Here is a 13,079-nt window from a genome sequence, read left to right on the forward strand (position 1 = left end):
GCCATGGGAGCCCATTCATGAACAGCCTCGATACGCCTGCCGGCAGGCGGATGCCGGACCTCATGCCCGCGATCCGCGTGCTCCTCACCCTCGCCGCGGTGTGCGTTGCCGGGGCGCTGGGGTGGCGCATGTGGCTCGCCTACATGACGACGCCCTGGACCCGGGACGGCACCGTGCGGGCCTATGTCGTCACGGTCGCGCCGCAGATCTCCGGGCGGATCGTCGACCTTCCGGTCAAGGCCGACCAGTTCGTCCACAAGGGCGACCTGCTGATGGTGATCGAGCCCGACGACTTCCAGATCGCACTGGCCAATGCCGAGGCCGCCGTCGCCGAGGCCAGGGCGGATGTCGACAACAAGCAGGCCGAGGCCGAGCGCCGTTCCCGCCTCAGCTCCATTGCCGTGTCGGACGAGGAGAAGCAGAGCTTCGCGGCGGCGGCGGACATGGCGGCCGCGGCGTATCAGCGGGCGCTCGCCGAGCGCGACAAGGCGAAGCTCGATCTCAGCCGTACCCGGATCGTCTCTCCCGTGAGCGGCTATGTCACCAATCTGCTGACCCAGGCCGGCGATTTCGCCACCGCCGGCCAACGGGCGCTCTCCGTCGTCGACAGCGGCAGCTTCTGGGTGGACGGCTATTTCGAGGAAAACCTGCTGAGCAACATCCACGTCGGCGATCGCGCCGAGGTGTCGCTGATGGCCTATCCCGGGCGGCTGGCCGGCCATGTGACGGGCATCGGGCGCGGGATCGCGGTTTCCAACGCGGAGCCCGACGGTTCCGGCCTCGCGACCGTCAATCCCGTCTTCACCTGGGTGCGCCTCGCGCAGCGCGTGCCGGTGCGGGTCGTTCTCGACGATGTCCCGCCCTCCGTGGTCCTGTCGGCCGGCCTCACGGCGAGCATTTCCATCGTCCCCGGTTCCGCCCCGTCGCCGGTCGACACCTCCGCGCCCCGCTGAAACGCCGGGCCGCCCGATCGGACAACGCGGCGGCTCTCCAGTCCCGATCCCGCCGCCCCCGATCCCGCCACCCCCGATCCTGCCACGCCGGAGCTGCCGCCCGACCCGTGCCTACCGGCAGGGGCGGGCGCTCGCGTTCCGTGCGGAAGGTGGAGGGGGCGTGGAGCGAGCGGCCACCCCTCGCCGGCCTCTGCCGCCGGCGAGGGGTCGCACGTTTCTCCGGCCGGCGCATCGCCGGGCGGAACCCATGCGAGCCGCAGCCCGGCGCGGGCCGGCGGGGCGGGGCCTCGCGCATCTCAGCCGGTCGAGATGGAGGGAGATCGCCGGCATGCCTCGGAGGGCGAGCTTCTGGCGCGCGACCGGCACGGCGAGAGGAGGGACACGGCTGTCATGCGGCACGCCGGGGAACGGCTGGACCGCCAGGAGAGCTGCCGCGACCAGGGGAGGGCTCGCCCGCGGCGAGGGGTCCATGCCGAGCCGCCGAGCCGGCGATCAGCCCGGTGTCCTTCGGAAGGAACCCCTTGGGGAGGTCATGGAACAGGACGCCGGTGGCCGCCACGAGGGCGGCGGGCGTCGGCCGGGAGGATAGAGCGGGAAATCGGGGGGCGGCGAGAGCCGGCGGGCCGCTCCGCGGCGCCGGCCTTGCCGTGGCGCTGGCCGCAGCCCGACATCGCGAGCGGCGCGACGAGACCCGCCGCGCCCCCTTCCGTTTCGGTAGCCGCGGCGCGCCGCGGCCGGGCTCATGGCAGCTTCCGGCGGCGGCCCGCAGGGGTCGGATCGGTTCCGTAGGCGCCGTGTCCCGAGCCGGTCTTGCCGCGGAACACCCAGTAGGCGTGCGCCTGATAGGCCAGCACGATGGGCAGGACGATGGCGAGACCGACGCCGATGAAGGCGAGGGACTGCGGATCGGCGAGCCCCTGCCAGACGGTGACGCTGCGAGGCACCACATAGGGCCACAGGCTGACGACAAGGCCGATGAGACCGAGGACGAAAAGGCCGAGCGAGAGCAGGAAGGTCCGGCTCTCCGGGCCCGTCCAGATTCCCCGCCACATCGTCACGACGACCGCGACCGTGACCAGCGGCACCGGGGCGAGGAGGACGAGGTTCGGCAGGCTGAACCAGCGTGCCGCCACCTCCGGCACGCTCCAGGCGCTCCAGACGCTGACGATCAGCATCGCCGCCGCCACGAGGATGAGCGCGGCGCGGGCGATTTCGCGGGCGAAGATCTGGGTGGCGCCCTGCGTCTTCATGATCAGCCAGCCCGCCCCGATCAGCCCGTAGCCGCCGATGAGGCCGACCCCGCACATCAGCCCGAGCAGGCTGAGGAAGCTGAACGGGCCACCGGCGAACATGCCGTCCGCGACGGGAACACCGTCGATCAGGCCGCCGAGGATCAGGCCCTGGCACAGCGCCGCCAGCATGGAGCCGCCGGCGAAGGCGATGTCCCAGACCAGCCGGAAGCGGGTCGCCTGCAGGCGGAAGCCGAAGGCCACCCCGCGCAGGATCAGCGCGAACAGCATGGTCACGATGGGCAGATAGAAGGCCGGCAGCAGGATGTAGTAGCCGGCGGGAAAGGCGGCGAACAGCAGCGTGCCGCCCGCCACCAGCCAGGTTTCGTTGCCGTCCCACACCGGCTCGATGCTGGCCATCATCACGTCGCGGTCGGCATCGCGGGGGGCGGCGAGGAAGAGGATGCCGACCCCGAGATCGAGGCCGTCGGCCAGCACATAGACCACGACGCAGAACACGGCGACGGCGGCGAAGACGAGCGCGGCGTGCTCGCTCAGCAGGGTGAACATGGCTCAGGCTCCCGCGGCTTGAGGGTTGCGCGGCGTGGCCGGCGCAAGAGAGGTTGAGGGGGAGGAGGCGCTGCGGCGGCCGAGATTGGTGCCGTCGAGGCCGGGATGCTCCGGGGCCGTCACCGGCAGGTCGGCGGGTCCGGCAAGGGCGAGCCGGCCGGCGAACCAGGCGAAGGCGAGCATCAGCACGTTGTAGAGCAGGAAGAAGCCGAGGAGGCTGGCGCCGACCGCGCCCGCGGCGACCGGGGCGACCGCGTCCACGGTGCGGAGCTGCCCGTAGATGAGCCAGGGCTGGCGGCCGGCTTCGGTCACGGTCCAGCCGGCGATGACGGCGATGAAGCCGAGCGGCGTCGTCGCCATGGCGAGCCACAGGAACCAGCGCGCCTCGAACAGGCGCCGCCTCAGCCGCAGTACCAGCCCGGTGATCGCGGTGGCGAGCAGGACCATGCCGATGCCCGCCATGATGCGGAAGGCGAAGAAGACGACGGGCACATTGGGCTGGTCGGCCGGGGACACCGCCTTCAGCCCCTCGACCTCGCCCTTCCAGCTATGGGTAAGGTAGAGGCTCGCGAGATGGGGGATGTCGAGCGCGTAGAGGTTGCTCTGCGTCGCCATGTCCGGCCAGGCGATCACGGTCATGGCCGGTCCCCGGGTGGTCTCCCACAGCCCCTCCATCGCGGCGAGCTTGGTCGGCTGGTGCTCCAGCGTGTTGCGGCCATGCAGGTCGCCCAGCGCGATCTGGGTCGGCGCGAGGATCAGCGCCATCCACAGCGCCATCGAAAAGGCGGTGCGGGAGGCGGCGACGTGGCGCTGGCGCCAGATGTGGAAGGCCGAGACGCCGGCGACCACGAAGGAGACGGTGAGGAAGCTCGCGCAGACCATATGCGCCAGCCGGTAGGGAAAGGAGGCGGTGAACACCACATCCCACCAGCTCACCACGTGATAGATGCCGTGCGCATCGGCCACCGCGCCGGCCGGGGTCTGCATCCAGCTGTTGGCGGCGACGATCCAGGTGGCGCTGAGCAGCGCGCCGACCGAGACCATGGCGCAGGCGAAGACATGGGCGCCTCTGGAGACGCGTCCCTCGCCGAACAGCATGATGCCGATGAAGCCGGCTTCGAGGAAAAACGCGGTCAGCGTTTCGTAAAGGAACAGCGGGCCCAGCACATGGGCGGCGGAGCGCGAGAAACCGGCCCAGTTGGTGCCGATCTCGTAGCTCAGCACGATGCCGGTCACGACACCCATGCCGAAGCCGAGCGCGAAGATGCGCATCCAGAAGCGCATGAGCTGGCGATAGACGGGGTTGCCGGTACGCCACCAGAGCACGCTCAGCCAGGTGACGAACCAGGCGAGCCCGATGGTCATGGTCGGCCAGAGAATGTGGAATCCGACGGTGAAGGCGAACTGGAGGCGGGCGAGGGCGACGGCGTCCATGGGATCAACGGGCTCCCGGCTGAAGGGGGGATTTCACGATCCGGACGGGCACGCCCTTGGAGGCCGGGGTGAAGCTCTGGGGATCGTGCGCGTCGAGCGGCACGAGGGCGTTGGCCTCGGGGTAGTAAGCGGCGCAGCTACCCGCGGGAAAATCACAGGCAACAAGGCGGAAGCCGCGCACCGCGCGCTCCACCCCGTCCGCGGTGATGGTGGTGATGTCGACGCGCTCGCCATCGGCGAGGCCACGGCGGGCGATCTCGTCGCGGTTCAGAAACAGCACGTCGCGCTGGCCATAGACACCGCGATAGCGGTCGGAGAGCGAATAGAGCGTGGTGTTGTACTGGTCGTGGCTGCGCACCGTCGTCAGCCACAGCGCCTCCGCCTCGGTGACGGCCGGGTCTTCGCAGAGCCCTTCGCAGACCAGCAGGTTGGCCTTGCCGGTCGGCGTGGCCCAGATGCGCTCGCGTGCCAGCGAGGTGAGATGGAAGCCGCCGGGCACCTCGATCCGGGCGTTGTAGCCCTGGAAGATCGGGAAGATCGCCTCGATCTCCTCGCGGATGAGGGCGTAGTCGCCGACGAGCCTCTCCCAGGGGATCGGGGAGCCGGCGCCAAGCGTCGCCCGCGCCATGCCGGCGATGATGGCCGGCTCGCTCATCAGATGTTCGGAGGCGGGCGGGTTGTGGCCGGTCGAGGCATGCACCATCGACATCGAATCCTCCACCGTCACCGACTGGGGGCCGCTCGCCTGCACGTCCGTCTCGGTGCGGCCCAGGCACGGCAGGATCAGCGCGTCCCGGCCGTGCACGAGGTGGCTGCGGTTCAGCTTGGTCGCGATGTGGACGGTGAGGTCGAGCCGGCGCATCGCTTCCTGCGTGCGGGCCAGATCGGGAATGGCGGCGGCGAAATTGCCGCCGAGGCCGATGAACACCTTCGTCTCGCCCCGCAGCATCGCCTCCAGCGCGGTGACGACGTTGTGGCCGTGGGCGCGCGGCGGCGCGAAGCCGTAGCGGGCCGCCAGCCGGTCGAGGAATTCCGTCGTGGGGATTTCGGTGATGCCGACCGTGCGGTCTCCCTGCACGTTGGAATGGCCCCGCACCGGGCAGATGCCGGTGCCCTCCCGCCCGATATTCCCGCGCAGCAGGGCGAGGTTGGCGATCTGCTGAACGTTCTGCGTGCCGTGGCGGTGCTGGGTGATGCCCATGCCGTAGACGAGGATGGCGCGCTCCGCCCGCGCATAGGCGGCGCCCGCGCCCTCGATGTCGTCGCGGGAAAGGCCGCTCCTGCGGACGATGTCGTCCCATGAGGTGGCATCGAGATCGGCGATCAGCGCCTCGATGCCGACGCTGTGGCCGCGGATGAAGTCCCAGTCGAGCACCGGGGCCTGCCCCGCCGCCTGTGCCGCGCGGTCGGCGGCGACGAGATGCTTCATCATGCCCTTGAGCACGGCGACGTCGCCGCCGACCTTCACCTGGAACAGCCGGGAGGAAATCGGCGTCGAGGTCAGCGTCGCCATCTCCACCGGGTTCTGCGGTGCCTGAAACCGCTCCAGCGCGCGCTCGCGGAACGGGTTGAAGGAGAGGATGGTTGCGCCCCGGCGCGAGGCGTTGCGCAGTTCGGTCATCATGCGCGGCGAATTGGTGCCGGGGTTCTGGCCGAAGATCAGGATGGCGTCGGCCTTCTCGAAATCCTCCAGCAGCACCGTTCCCTTGCCGACGCCGATCGATTGCGGCAGCCCGACGCTCGTCGCCTCGTGGCACATGTTCGAGCAATCGGGAAAATTGTTGGTGCCGAAGGCGCGGGCGAAGAGCTGGTAGAGGAACGCGGCCTCGTTGGAGGCGCGGCCCGAGGTGTAGAATTCCGCCCTGTCGGGATCGGGCAGGGCGTTGAGATGGTGCCCGACCAGGGCAAAGGCGTCCGCCCAGCTCACCGGCACATATCGGTCGGAAAACGCTTCATAGCGCATGGGGTGGGTGAGCCGACCCCGCATCTCCAGCTCGAAATCGGTGAACGCCTCGAGTTCGCTCACGGAAAAGCTGGCGAAGAAGTCGGGCGTGCAGCGCTTCGTGGTCATCTCCCACGCCACGGCCTTGCCGCCATTCTCGCAATACTCGAACGGAGAGGGATGCTTCGGGTCGGCCCAGCCGCAACCCGGGCAGTCAAAGCCGCCGGGCTGGTTCATCCGGGACAGCGTTGCCATGCCCGCGAGGGCGACGTGCTGTTCCAGCAGTGCCGTGCCCATGGCCCTGAGCGCGCGCCAGCCACCGGCGGGCTCATGATAAGGTCGAACGGTCTTCACGATACCCATTGGCGCTCTCCGACGATGGTCAACCGAGGGCCGGCTCGGGAAGAGCCGGGTGTGGCGCCAGCCTCGATGCCGAGGTCCGCAGCGGCGATGTCGAGGCGGCCACACGCCAACGATGGCGACGGAGAGCAGCGGATTCCATTCTACGGGGGGCTTCTCGCGTCGCAGTTTGGGTTATTCGGGCAATACCAAGGTATGCGCGTCGCCCGAGGCACTGGACGACGCCGATGAAATCTTGCGAAGCAGGGCCATCATTTTAGGATTATTGCGATTTCCCTAACGATATACCTCTGCGCACGCGCATTTTCGTCTTCAATGCGAGGGCATGCAGCAAGGGAGCTTCCCGCGGGCGGCGGTGCCTCCGTCTCTTCGCCGGGTGGTGACATGGCGCCCAAGGGGGCCTGCACGGCCACCGGCATGACCGATGCGGCCTCCTGCCGCATAGACGGGGTGCGACATCCCGCCGCATGTGCTTGGTGGCCGTCCTGACGCGGGGCCACGGTAAGAAGGTTCAACTTTCCGATCAACCGCCGGAGTCCGATGTTCGCCACTGCTACCGACCTATCCGGCGAGGCCTTCGATGTGCTGGTGATCGGGGCGGGGCCCGCCGGCCTGACGGCCGCGGAGGAGGCACAGCGGAGGGGCTGGCGCCCGCTGGTGATCGAGGCGGGACGGCAGGTGGGCGGCCTCTCGCGCACCGTGCGCTGGAAGGGCAACCATGTCGATATTGGCGGCCACCGCTTCCTGAGCAGCAACAGCCGCGTCGTCCAGCGTTGGCAGGAATGGATGGGCGGGCGGATGACGGAGGTGTCGCGTCTGTCGCGCATCCTGTACCGGCGCAAATTCTACGCTTATCCGCTGAACCTCGTCGACGTCCTGAGGAATTTCGAGCCGGCCGACCTCGTGCGTGCCGCCGCCAGCTATCTCCTCAGCGTCGTTCGCCCGATCCGGCCGGAACGGAGCTTTGCCGACTGGGTCTCGAACCGGTTCGGCCGCTTCCTGTTCCGCTGCTTCTTCAAGTCCTACACCGAGAAGGTCTGGGGCATATCCTGCGACAGGCTGCGCGCCGACTGGGCGGCGCAGCGCATTTCGGGCATGAGCTTGCCGGTCGCGGTGATGAACGCGCTCGGCCGCGGTCGCGGCGCGCGCAGTCTCGCCGACCGGTTCCTTTATCCCGCGCTCGGGCCCGGCAGCATGTGGGAGACGGTGGCGGAGCAGGTCGTCGCCGATGGCGGGGTGCTGCGGTTCGAGGAAGACGTGGTGCGCGTCTCCCATCGCAACTTCGCGATCGAGGAGGTGGAGACGGTTGCGCCCGACGGGACCCGCCACCTCTATCCGGTGAGGCGGCTGGTCTCCACCATGCCGCTCGGCGCGCTGGTTGCGGCCCTCGATCCGCCGGCGCCGCCCGCGGTTGGGGCGGCGGCGGCGGCGCTGCGTCATCGCGATTTCCTGGTCGTCGCGCTTGCCGTTTCGCGGCACCAGCTTTTCCGCGACAACTGGCTCTACATCCACGATGAGGGCTACAAGGTCGGCCGCGTCCAGAACGCCGGCAACTGGTCGCCCGAGCTGGTGGGTGAGGCGGGAACCTCGTTGATCCTGATGGAATATTTCTGCTCGCGCGGCGATCCGCTCTGGGCGCAGACGGACGACGCGCTCATCCAGCTCGCCAGCGGCGAACTGGAGGGTCTCGGTTTCGCCGCCCGCCATGAGATCACCGACGGCCACGTCATCCGCCAGCTCAACGCCTATCCGGTGTATGACGAAACCTACCGCGCCAATCTCGACATCATCCGCACCTTTCTCGAGCGGTTCGGCAATCTCAGTCCGGCCGGGCGCAGCGGGCTGCACCGCTACAACAACCAGGATCATGCGATGCTGTCCGGCATGGCCGCCGTGGACTTCCTCGGCGGCGTTCCGAACGCTTCGGCCTGGGATGTCGATATCGAGCGGTCCTACCACGAGGAACAGGTTCTGCCGGCATGATGCGGGGCCGGTCGGCTATGGAGCGGCTTTTGTGGCTTTTCGCGCTCGCGAACCTGCTTCTGGCCTGCCTTCGCCTCGCGCTGCTGGTGGCGGTCCCGCCCGCCGATGGCCAAAGGATGTCGACCGATCTGTATGAGCGCCATGAAGAAGTGCGGCTCCTCGCCGGCGGTCACTATCCCCGCGCCGATATCCTGCGCGCCGAGGGTGTCGGGTCGACGGCGAACACCGTCTATCCCCCCAATGCCTTCCCGTGGCTCTGGCTGCTCTCCCCCTTCGAGTCGTTCCGCCTGAACCAGCTTTGGCATGGCGCGTGGTCGCTGGCGGCGCTGGGCGTCGTGCTGGGCTATGCCTTCGCGGTGGGGGCCGCCTTCTCCGGCGCGGCGGCTGTTGCCTGCCTTGCCGCCGTGCTGTCGATGCCGGCGGTCTTCGCCACCTTCAGGGCCGGCCAATATGGGCTGATCCTGCTGGCGCTGATGCTCGGCTCGACGCTTCTGCTCTCTCGCGGCCGCGCGTGCCAGGCGGGTTTTCTCATGGGGATCGCCCTCTTCAAGCCCACCTATGCCGCGACCATGTCGGTGGTCTTTCTTCGCGAGCGTCGCTATGCCGGCCTCGCGGTCGCCGGGCTGGTGGTGGCCGCGAGCCTTGCCGGCGTCTGCCTGTGGAGCGGGCATGGGCCGCTGGCGCTGGTGGCGGCGACCTATCCCGTCGGCGGCATGCGCTTTACCGGGCAGGGGTACTCCCTTGTCAGCCTCCTCGCCGCGACGGGTATCCCGCCCCAGTTCGCGAGCCTCCTGTGCGCGGGGGCGGGGCTGACCGGGCTGTTCGCGGCGCTGCGTTTCCTTGACGCGCCGCGCGATCCGCTGGCCGTTCTGGCCCTTGCGGGTTTGGCGGCGCGGATCAGCTTCTATCATCGCGGCTATGACGACGTGCTGCTCATCTTCCTCGCCCTTGCCTGCCTGCGGCGCTGGATTGCCGCCCCGTGCTGGCCGTCGGCGGCGGTCGCGCTGGCGACGCTCGTCTCGCTGCAGCTTCCCGGACGATGGCTGCACCCGGCCCCACCCGGTCTCGTGCTGACCTTGTTCGCCACATGGATCGGAGCCGCCGTCTTCGTCGTGGCCGAAGGCTCCGGCAAGAGCATGGCGCCGCAGCCATGCTGATGGAGTGTCCCGCCCGGGTCGCAGCGGCGTCGACCGCAACGAGTATGGCGCTGCGGATCTCGATCGTCGTGCCGCTCAGGGCCTGGAATGACGAGGCGCGGCGCTGTGTCGAGCGGATGTGCCGGCTGCTTCGCCCCGGCGATGAATGCATCCTCGTGCCGGATGGCTTTCCGCTGGTCGCTGATCTGCCGGCGCCGTGCCGCCTCGTGCCCCTCGCCACGCATGGCGGCCCGGCCGTCGCGCGCAATGCCGGGGCGCGCGTGGCCGGGGGCGATGTGCTTTTCTTCGTCGATGCCGATGTCCTGCTGGCCGCAAATGCGGTGGAGATCGTGCGGGCGCAGTTCAGCCAAAGCGCCATCTCCGCCGTCTTCGGGTCCTATGACGACGCACCGAGCGCGCCGGGCGCGGTCTCCCGCTTCCGCAACCTGCTGCACCATTTCCAGCACCAGAGCCATGCCGGACCGGTGCGCAGCTTCTGGACCGGCTGCGGCGCGATCCGGCGCAGCGTGTTCGAGGCGCTGGGCGGCTTCTCGGTGCGCTATGATCGCCCGGCGATGGAGGATGTCGAGCTGGGCGCCCGCCTCGCGCGGGCCGGCGGCGAGGTCCGCCTCGAACCGACGCTGCTGTGCACGCATCTGAAGCGCTGGACCCTGCGTTCGATGATCGTCACGGACATTCGCGATCGCGCGATCCCGTGGTCGCGGCTGATCTATGCCGATGGCGACAGCGTCGCGGTGATGAACGCGGACAGGCGCGGCCGCGTCGCGCTGGCGCTGACCGCGGTTCTGGGCGCATGTCTCGTCCTCGGCCTGCTCTGGCCGCTTTGCTGGCTGGTGGCGGCGGCGGCCTTTCTGATGCTGCTCCTCTGGCAGCGGTCTTTCCTGGCGCTGCTCCGGCGCTGCGGCGGCTGGCGGCTGCTCGCGGCGGGCAGTCTGCTCCTGCCCGTGCATCTGGCGAGCGGTGCCATCGGCTTCGGCTATGTCACGGCGGAGGTGGCGCTGCGGCGCATCCGGGATGCCTGCCATGCCGGGCGGCGATGATACGTTCGATTATGTCATCGCCGGGGGCGGCGCCGCGGGGTGCGTGCTGGCGCGCCGTCTGCTGGAGCGGACCGACGGGCGTATTGCGCTGATCGAGGCGGGCTCCGCCCTGCCCAACCGCTGGCTCGGCACGCCGCTGACCAGCGTGCGCCTTGGCCGCTGGTGGCACAGCTGGCCGTTCGAGACCGTGCCGCAGCAGGCCCTGCACGGGCGCCGGATCGCGCTGCCGATGGGGCGCGTGCTCGGCGGCAGCGCCTCGATCAACGCCATGATCGCCCAGCCCGCCCTCGATGCCGATATCGCCGAATGGGGCGCGGCGGTCGAGGGCTGGTCGCCCGCGGCGCTCGCGCCCGCCCGTGCCCGCGCCTTCGGCATGGCGGGAGTGGCCGGCGTTGCGCAGCTTCCCCTCGCGGCTCCTGCCTTCCGCTCGGCCTTCTCGGAGGCCTTCCTCGCCGCCTGCGGGGAGGGCGGCCTTCCGAACGAGGGCCTGCTGGACGGGCCGGATTCGGTGCGCTGCGGCTATTATCCGCTGCTGCAGCGGAACGGGCGCCGCTTCTCGGCCTTTCAGGCCTATCTCGCGCCGATGCGCGGCCACCCCCGCCTGACCGTCATCACGGGCAAGGTCGTCCGCCTGACACTGGCGCAGGGCGAAGCGCGCGGCGTCGTCGTGGCCCACGGCGGCACGCGCCGCGTCATCGCCGCGGAACGAGAGGTGATCCTGGCTCTCGGGGCGCTGGAGAGCCCCCGGGTGCTGATGGCCTCCGGCATCGGCCCGGCGGACCTGCTGCGCAGGGCCGGGATCGGCGTTGTCCGCGACCTGCCGGATGTCGGCGAGCGGCTCGCCGATCACGTCCGCCTTCCTCTTCTTTTCCATTCGGGCCAGACGTCGCCCGCGCGGCTGTGGCGGCTGCCGGGGGCGCTGCTGCGGCGGATGGCGGGGCGAGCCAGCGTGCTCGCCTCCAATTGCTGCGAGGCCGGGGCCTATCTCTCATCGGGAGGCGCGGGGCGGCCGGATCTGCAGCTCATCACCCATTTCCAGTCCGTCGCCGACGGGGCGGCGGTCGATATCGAGCTTACGCTGGTGCGCCCGCTCAGCCGCGGCCGCGTGTCGATCGACCCGGCGGCGCCGGACGGCCGTGCCTTGATCGATCCCGCCTATCTCTCCGCGCCGCCCGATCTCGAACGGCTGGTGGAGGGGATCGGCATGGTGCGCGAGATCGCCCGCCGGCCTGCCCTTGCCGCCTTCGGCATCGGCGGAGAAAGGCTGCCGGGTCCGGCCGCTGTTTCCCGCGAGGCGCTGGCCCGACATGTGCGCGCGACCGCCACGACCGCCTTCCATCCGGTCGGCACATGCCGGATGGGCGATGACGATGCGGCCGTGGTCGACGGCCGGCTGCGGGTCAACGGCCTCGCCCGCCTGAGAATCGTCGACGCCTCGGTGATGCTGAGCCTGCCGGCGGCCAATACCTGTTGCGCGGTCATGCTCATCGCCGAGAGGGCCGCGGAGCTCATGACCTGAGCGTCCCGGCGCTGCGCAGCGCCCGCCGGGTCGGCGCCGCGCATTCCAGAACCTCGAGCGCCGCCAGCGCGGGAAAGCGCGGCGCCAGCCGGCGGCGGACGAGGCCCAGCAGCCATGCCGTCGCGCGGCTCTCCAGCAAGGGCGCGGCGAGGGGGTGGACGAGAACCCCGACATGGCAGGGGGTCGTCTCGAAGCCGGCGTGGCGCTTGAAGCGGTCGAGCCCGGGATTGGCGGGAAGGGCCTGCCGGCCGATGCGTAGAAGCGCGACATCGGGCCGGGCCAGCAGCGCCTTGCGGGCTTCATGATAGAGAAGATGGGTCGGCCTCAGCTCCGCCAGCGCGTCGTCCCAATGCATGAACAGGCCCTGGCAGAGGCCATCGCTGATGCGGCAGAGCAGATAGGCGGCGATCTCGCCGCCTCTCGTGACATAGCCATACAGCACGAGGGTGGGGTCGCGGGCCGCCTTCTCGGCAAGCCGGCGGCGTCCTTCCTCCTCGAGGCACGGCGCGGCGATGGTGCCGTGCCGCCTCAGCGAGGCGCGGTCGCAGCCGAGCGCCAGCGCGTGCCACTCCCGCCAGTCCAGCGGCCGGACGGTGCCATGGGCGGCCGCGCGCTTCAGGTTCTGTGCGAACTGCCGCTGCACGACCGCCGCCGCCGACCGGGAGGCGGTGAGCGAAAAATGCGCCACGGTCTTGCCGGAGGGTTGGCCGGTGCAGAAGATCGCGGCGAGGCGCCGCTCGCGCCGGAGCATGGCGCGGATGCCCGACACCGCGCCGCGGTGGACCGCACCGGAGGGCTCGGAAACCAGCGCCAGCCGGCCGGCGCTCCGCCAGATCGTGCCGTCCATCTCGACGACGCGATATCCCATGCCGGCATACAGGGCGGGCAAGCC

At 70.1% G+C, this 13,079-nt stretch carries 9 protein-coding genes; 5 read left to right on the forward strand and 4 right to left on the reverse strand.

Features of this window, described 5'->3' with window-relative positions; genetic code table 11:
* Positions 1–17: 17 nt before the first annotated feature.
* The gene (locus tag KHC27_RS04350; protein WP_213335494.1) at positions 18–953 is read left to right on the forward strand and encodes an efflux RND transporter periplasmic adaptor subunit; all 936 of its coding nucleotides are present in this window, start codon (positions 18–20) and stop codon (positions 951–953) included.
* A 740-nt stretch (positions 954–1,693) separates the two neighbouring features.
* Here the strand turns inward: KHC27_RS04350 and cydB are convergent.
* Genes cydB through KHC27_RS04365 form a run of 3 tightly spaced genes read right to left on the reverse strand, consistent with a single transcriptional unit; the run spans position 1,694 to position 6,491 of the window.
* The gene (gene cydB, locus KHC27_RS04355) at positions 1,694–2,752 is read right to left on the reverse strand and encodes a cytochrome d ubiquinol oxidase subunit II (protein WP_213335497.1); all 1,059 of its coding nucleotides are present in this window, start codon (positions 2,750–2,752) and stop codon (positions 1,694–1,696) included.
* A gap of 3 nt (positions 2,753–2,755) precedes the next feature.
* A complete protein-coding gene (locus tag KHC27_RS04360) occupies positions 2,756–4,186 on the reverse strand; it encodes a cytochrome ubiquinol oxidase subunit I (protein WP_213335499.1) in 1,431 nt (476 codons plus the stop codon).
* Between the two features lie 4 nt (positions 4,187–4,190).
* Positions 4,191–6,491: an FdhF/YdeP family oxidoreductase gene (locus KHC27_RS04365; protein ID WP_213335502.1), complete on the reverse strand. Its 2,301-nt coding sequence runs from the start codon at positions 6,489–6,491 to the stop codon at positions 4,191–4,193.
* 537 nt (positions 6,492–7,028) lie between these two features.
* Between KHC27_RS04365 and KHC27_RS04370 the strand changes: the two genes are divergently transcribed.
* The 4 genes from KHC27_RS04370 (at position 7,029) to KHC27_RS04385 (ending at position 12,187) form a co-directional block, all read left to right on the forward strand.
* Positions 7,029–8,471 (forward strand): NAD(P)/FAD-dependent oxidoreductase, encoded by a 1,443-nt coding sequence (locus KHC27_RS04370; protein ID WP_213335505.1) that lies wholly within the window; start codon positions 7,029–7,031, stop codon positions 8,469–8,471.
* Positions 8,472–8,587: 116 nt separating this feature from the next.
* Complete coding sequence (locus tag KHC27_RS04375; protein ID WP_213335508.1) at positions 8,588–9,628, forward strand: glycosyltransferase family 87 protein; 1,041 nt, start codon at positions 8,588–8,590, stop codon at positions 9,626–9,628.
* Positions 9,511–10,668, forward strand: a complete 1,158-nt coding sequence (locus KHC27_RS04380; protein ID WP_213335511.1) for a glycosyltransferase family 2 protein — start codon at positions 9,511–9,513, stop codon at positions 10,666–10,668. The genes KHC27_RS04375 and KHC27_RS04380 overlap by 118 nt, the downstream gene beginning before the upstream one ends.
* Entirely contained in the window at positions 10,652–12,187 is a 1,536-nt protein-coding gene (locus KHC27_RS04385; RefSeq protein WP_213335514.1) for a GMC family oxidoreductase, read from the forward strand. The genes KHC27_RS04380 and KHC27_RS04385 overlap by 17 nt, the downstream gene beginning before the upstream one ends.
* Here the strand turns inward: KHC27_RS04385 and KHC27_RS04390 are convergent.
* Complete coding sequence (locus KHC27_RS04390) at positions 12,177–13,076, reverse strand: GNAT family N-acetyltransferase (protein ID WP_213335517.1); 900 nt, start codon at positions 13,074–13,076, stop codon at positions 12,177–12,179. The two genes, KHC27_RS04385 and KHC27_RS04390, sit on opposite strands and share 11 nt — an antisense overlap.
* Positions 13,077–13,079 lie beyond the last annotated feature (3 nt).

This window comes from Ancylobacter lacus, from assembly GCF_018390635.1.
Classification (GTDB): domain Bacteria; phylum Pseudomonadota; class Alphaproteobacteria; order Rhizobiales; family Xanthobacteraceae; genus Ancylobacter; species Ancylobacter lacus.

Bases quoted from the DNA above. Each gene is read 5' to 3' on its own strand.
- KHC27_RS04375 (WP_213335508.1), top strand. From the start codon at position 8,588: ATGTCGACCGATCTGTATGAGCGCCATGAAGAAGTGCGGCTCCTCGCC.
- KHC27_RS04365 (WP_213335502.1), bottom strand. From the start codon at position 6,491: ATGGGTATCGTGAAGACCGTTCGACCTTATCATGAGCCCGCCGGTGGC.
- cydB (WP_213335497.1), bottom strand. From the start codon at position 2,752: ATGTTCACCCTGCTGAGCGAGCACGCCGCGCTCGTCTTCGCCGCCGTC.
- KHC27_RS04360 (WP_213335499.1), bottom strand. From the start codon at position 4,186: ATGGACGCCGTCGCCCTCGCCCGCCTCCAGTTCGCCTTCACCGTCGGA.
- KHC27_RS04385 (WP_213335514.1), top strand. From the start codon at position 10,652: ATGCCGGGCGGCGATGATACGTTCGATTATGTCATCGCCGGGGGCGGC.
- KHC27_RS04370 (WP_213335505.1), top strand. From the start codon at position 7,029: ATGTTCGCCACTGCTACCGACCTATCCGGCGAGGCCTTCGATGTGCTG.
- KHC27_RS04380 (WP_213335511.1), top strand. From the start codon at position 9,511: ATGGCTGCACCCGGCCCCACCCGGTCTCGTGCTGACCTTGTTCGCCAC.
- KHC27_RS04350 (WP_213335494.1), top strand. From the start codon at position 18: ATGAACAGCCTCGATACGCCTGCCGGCAGGCGGATGCCGGACCTCATG.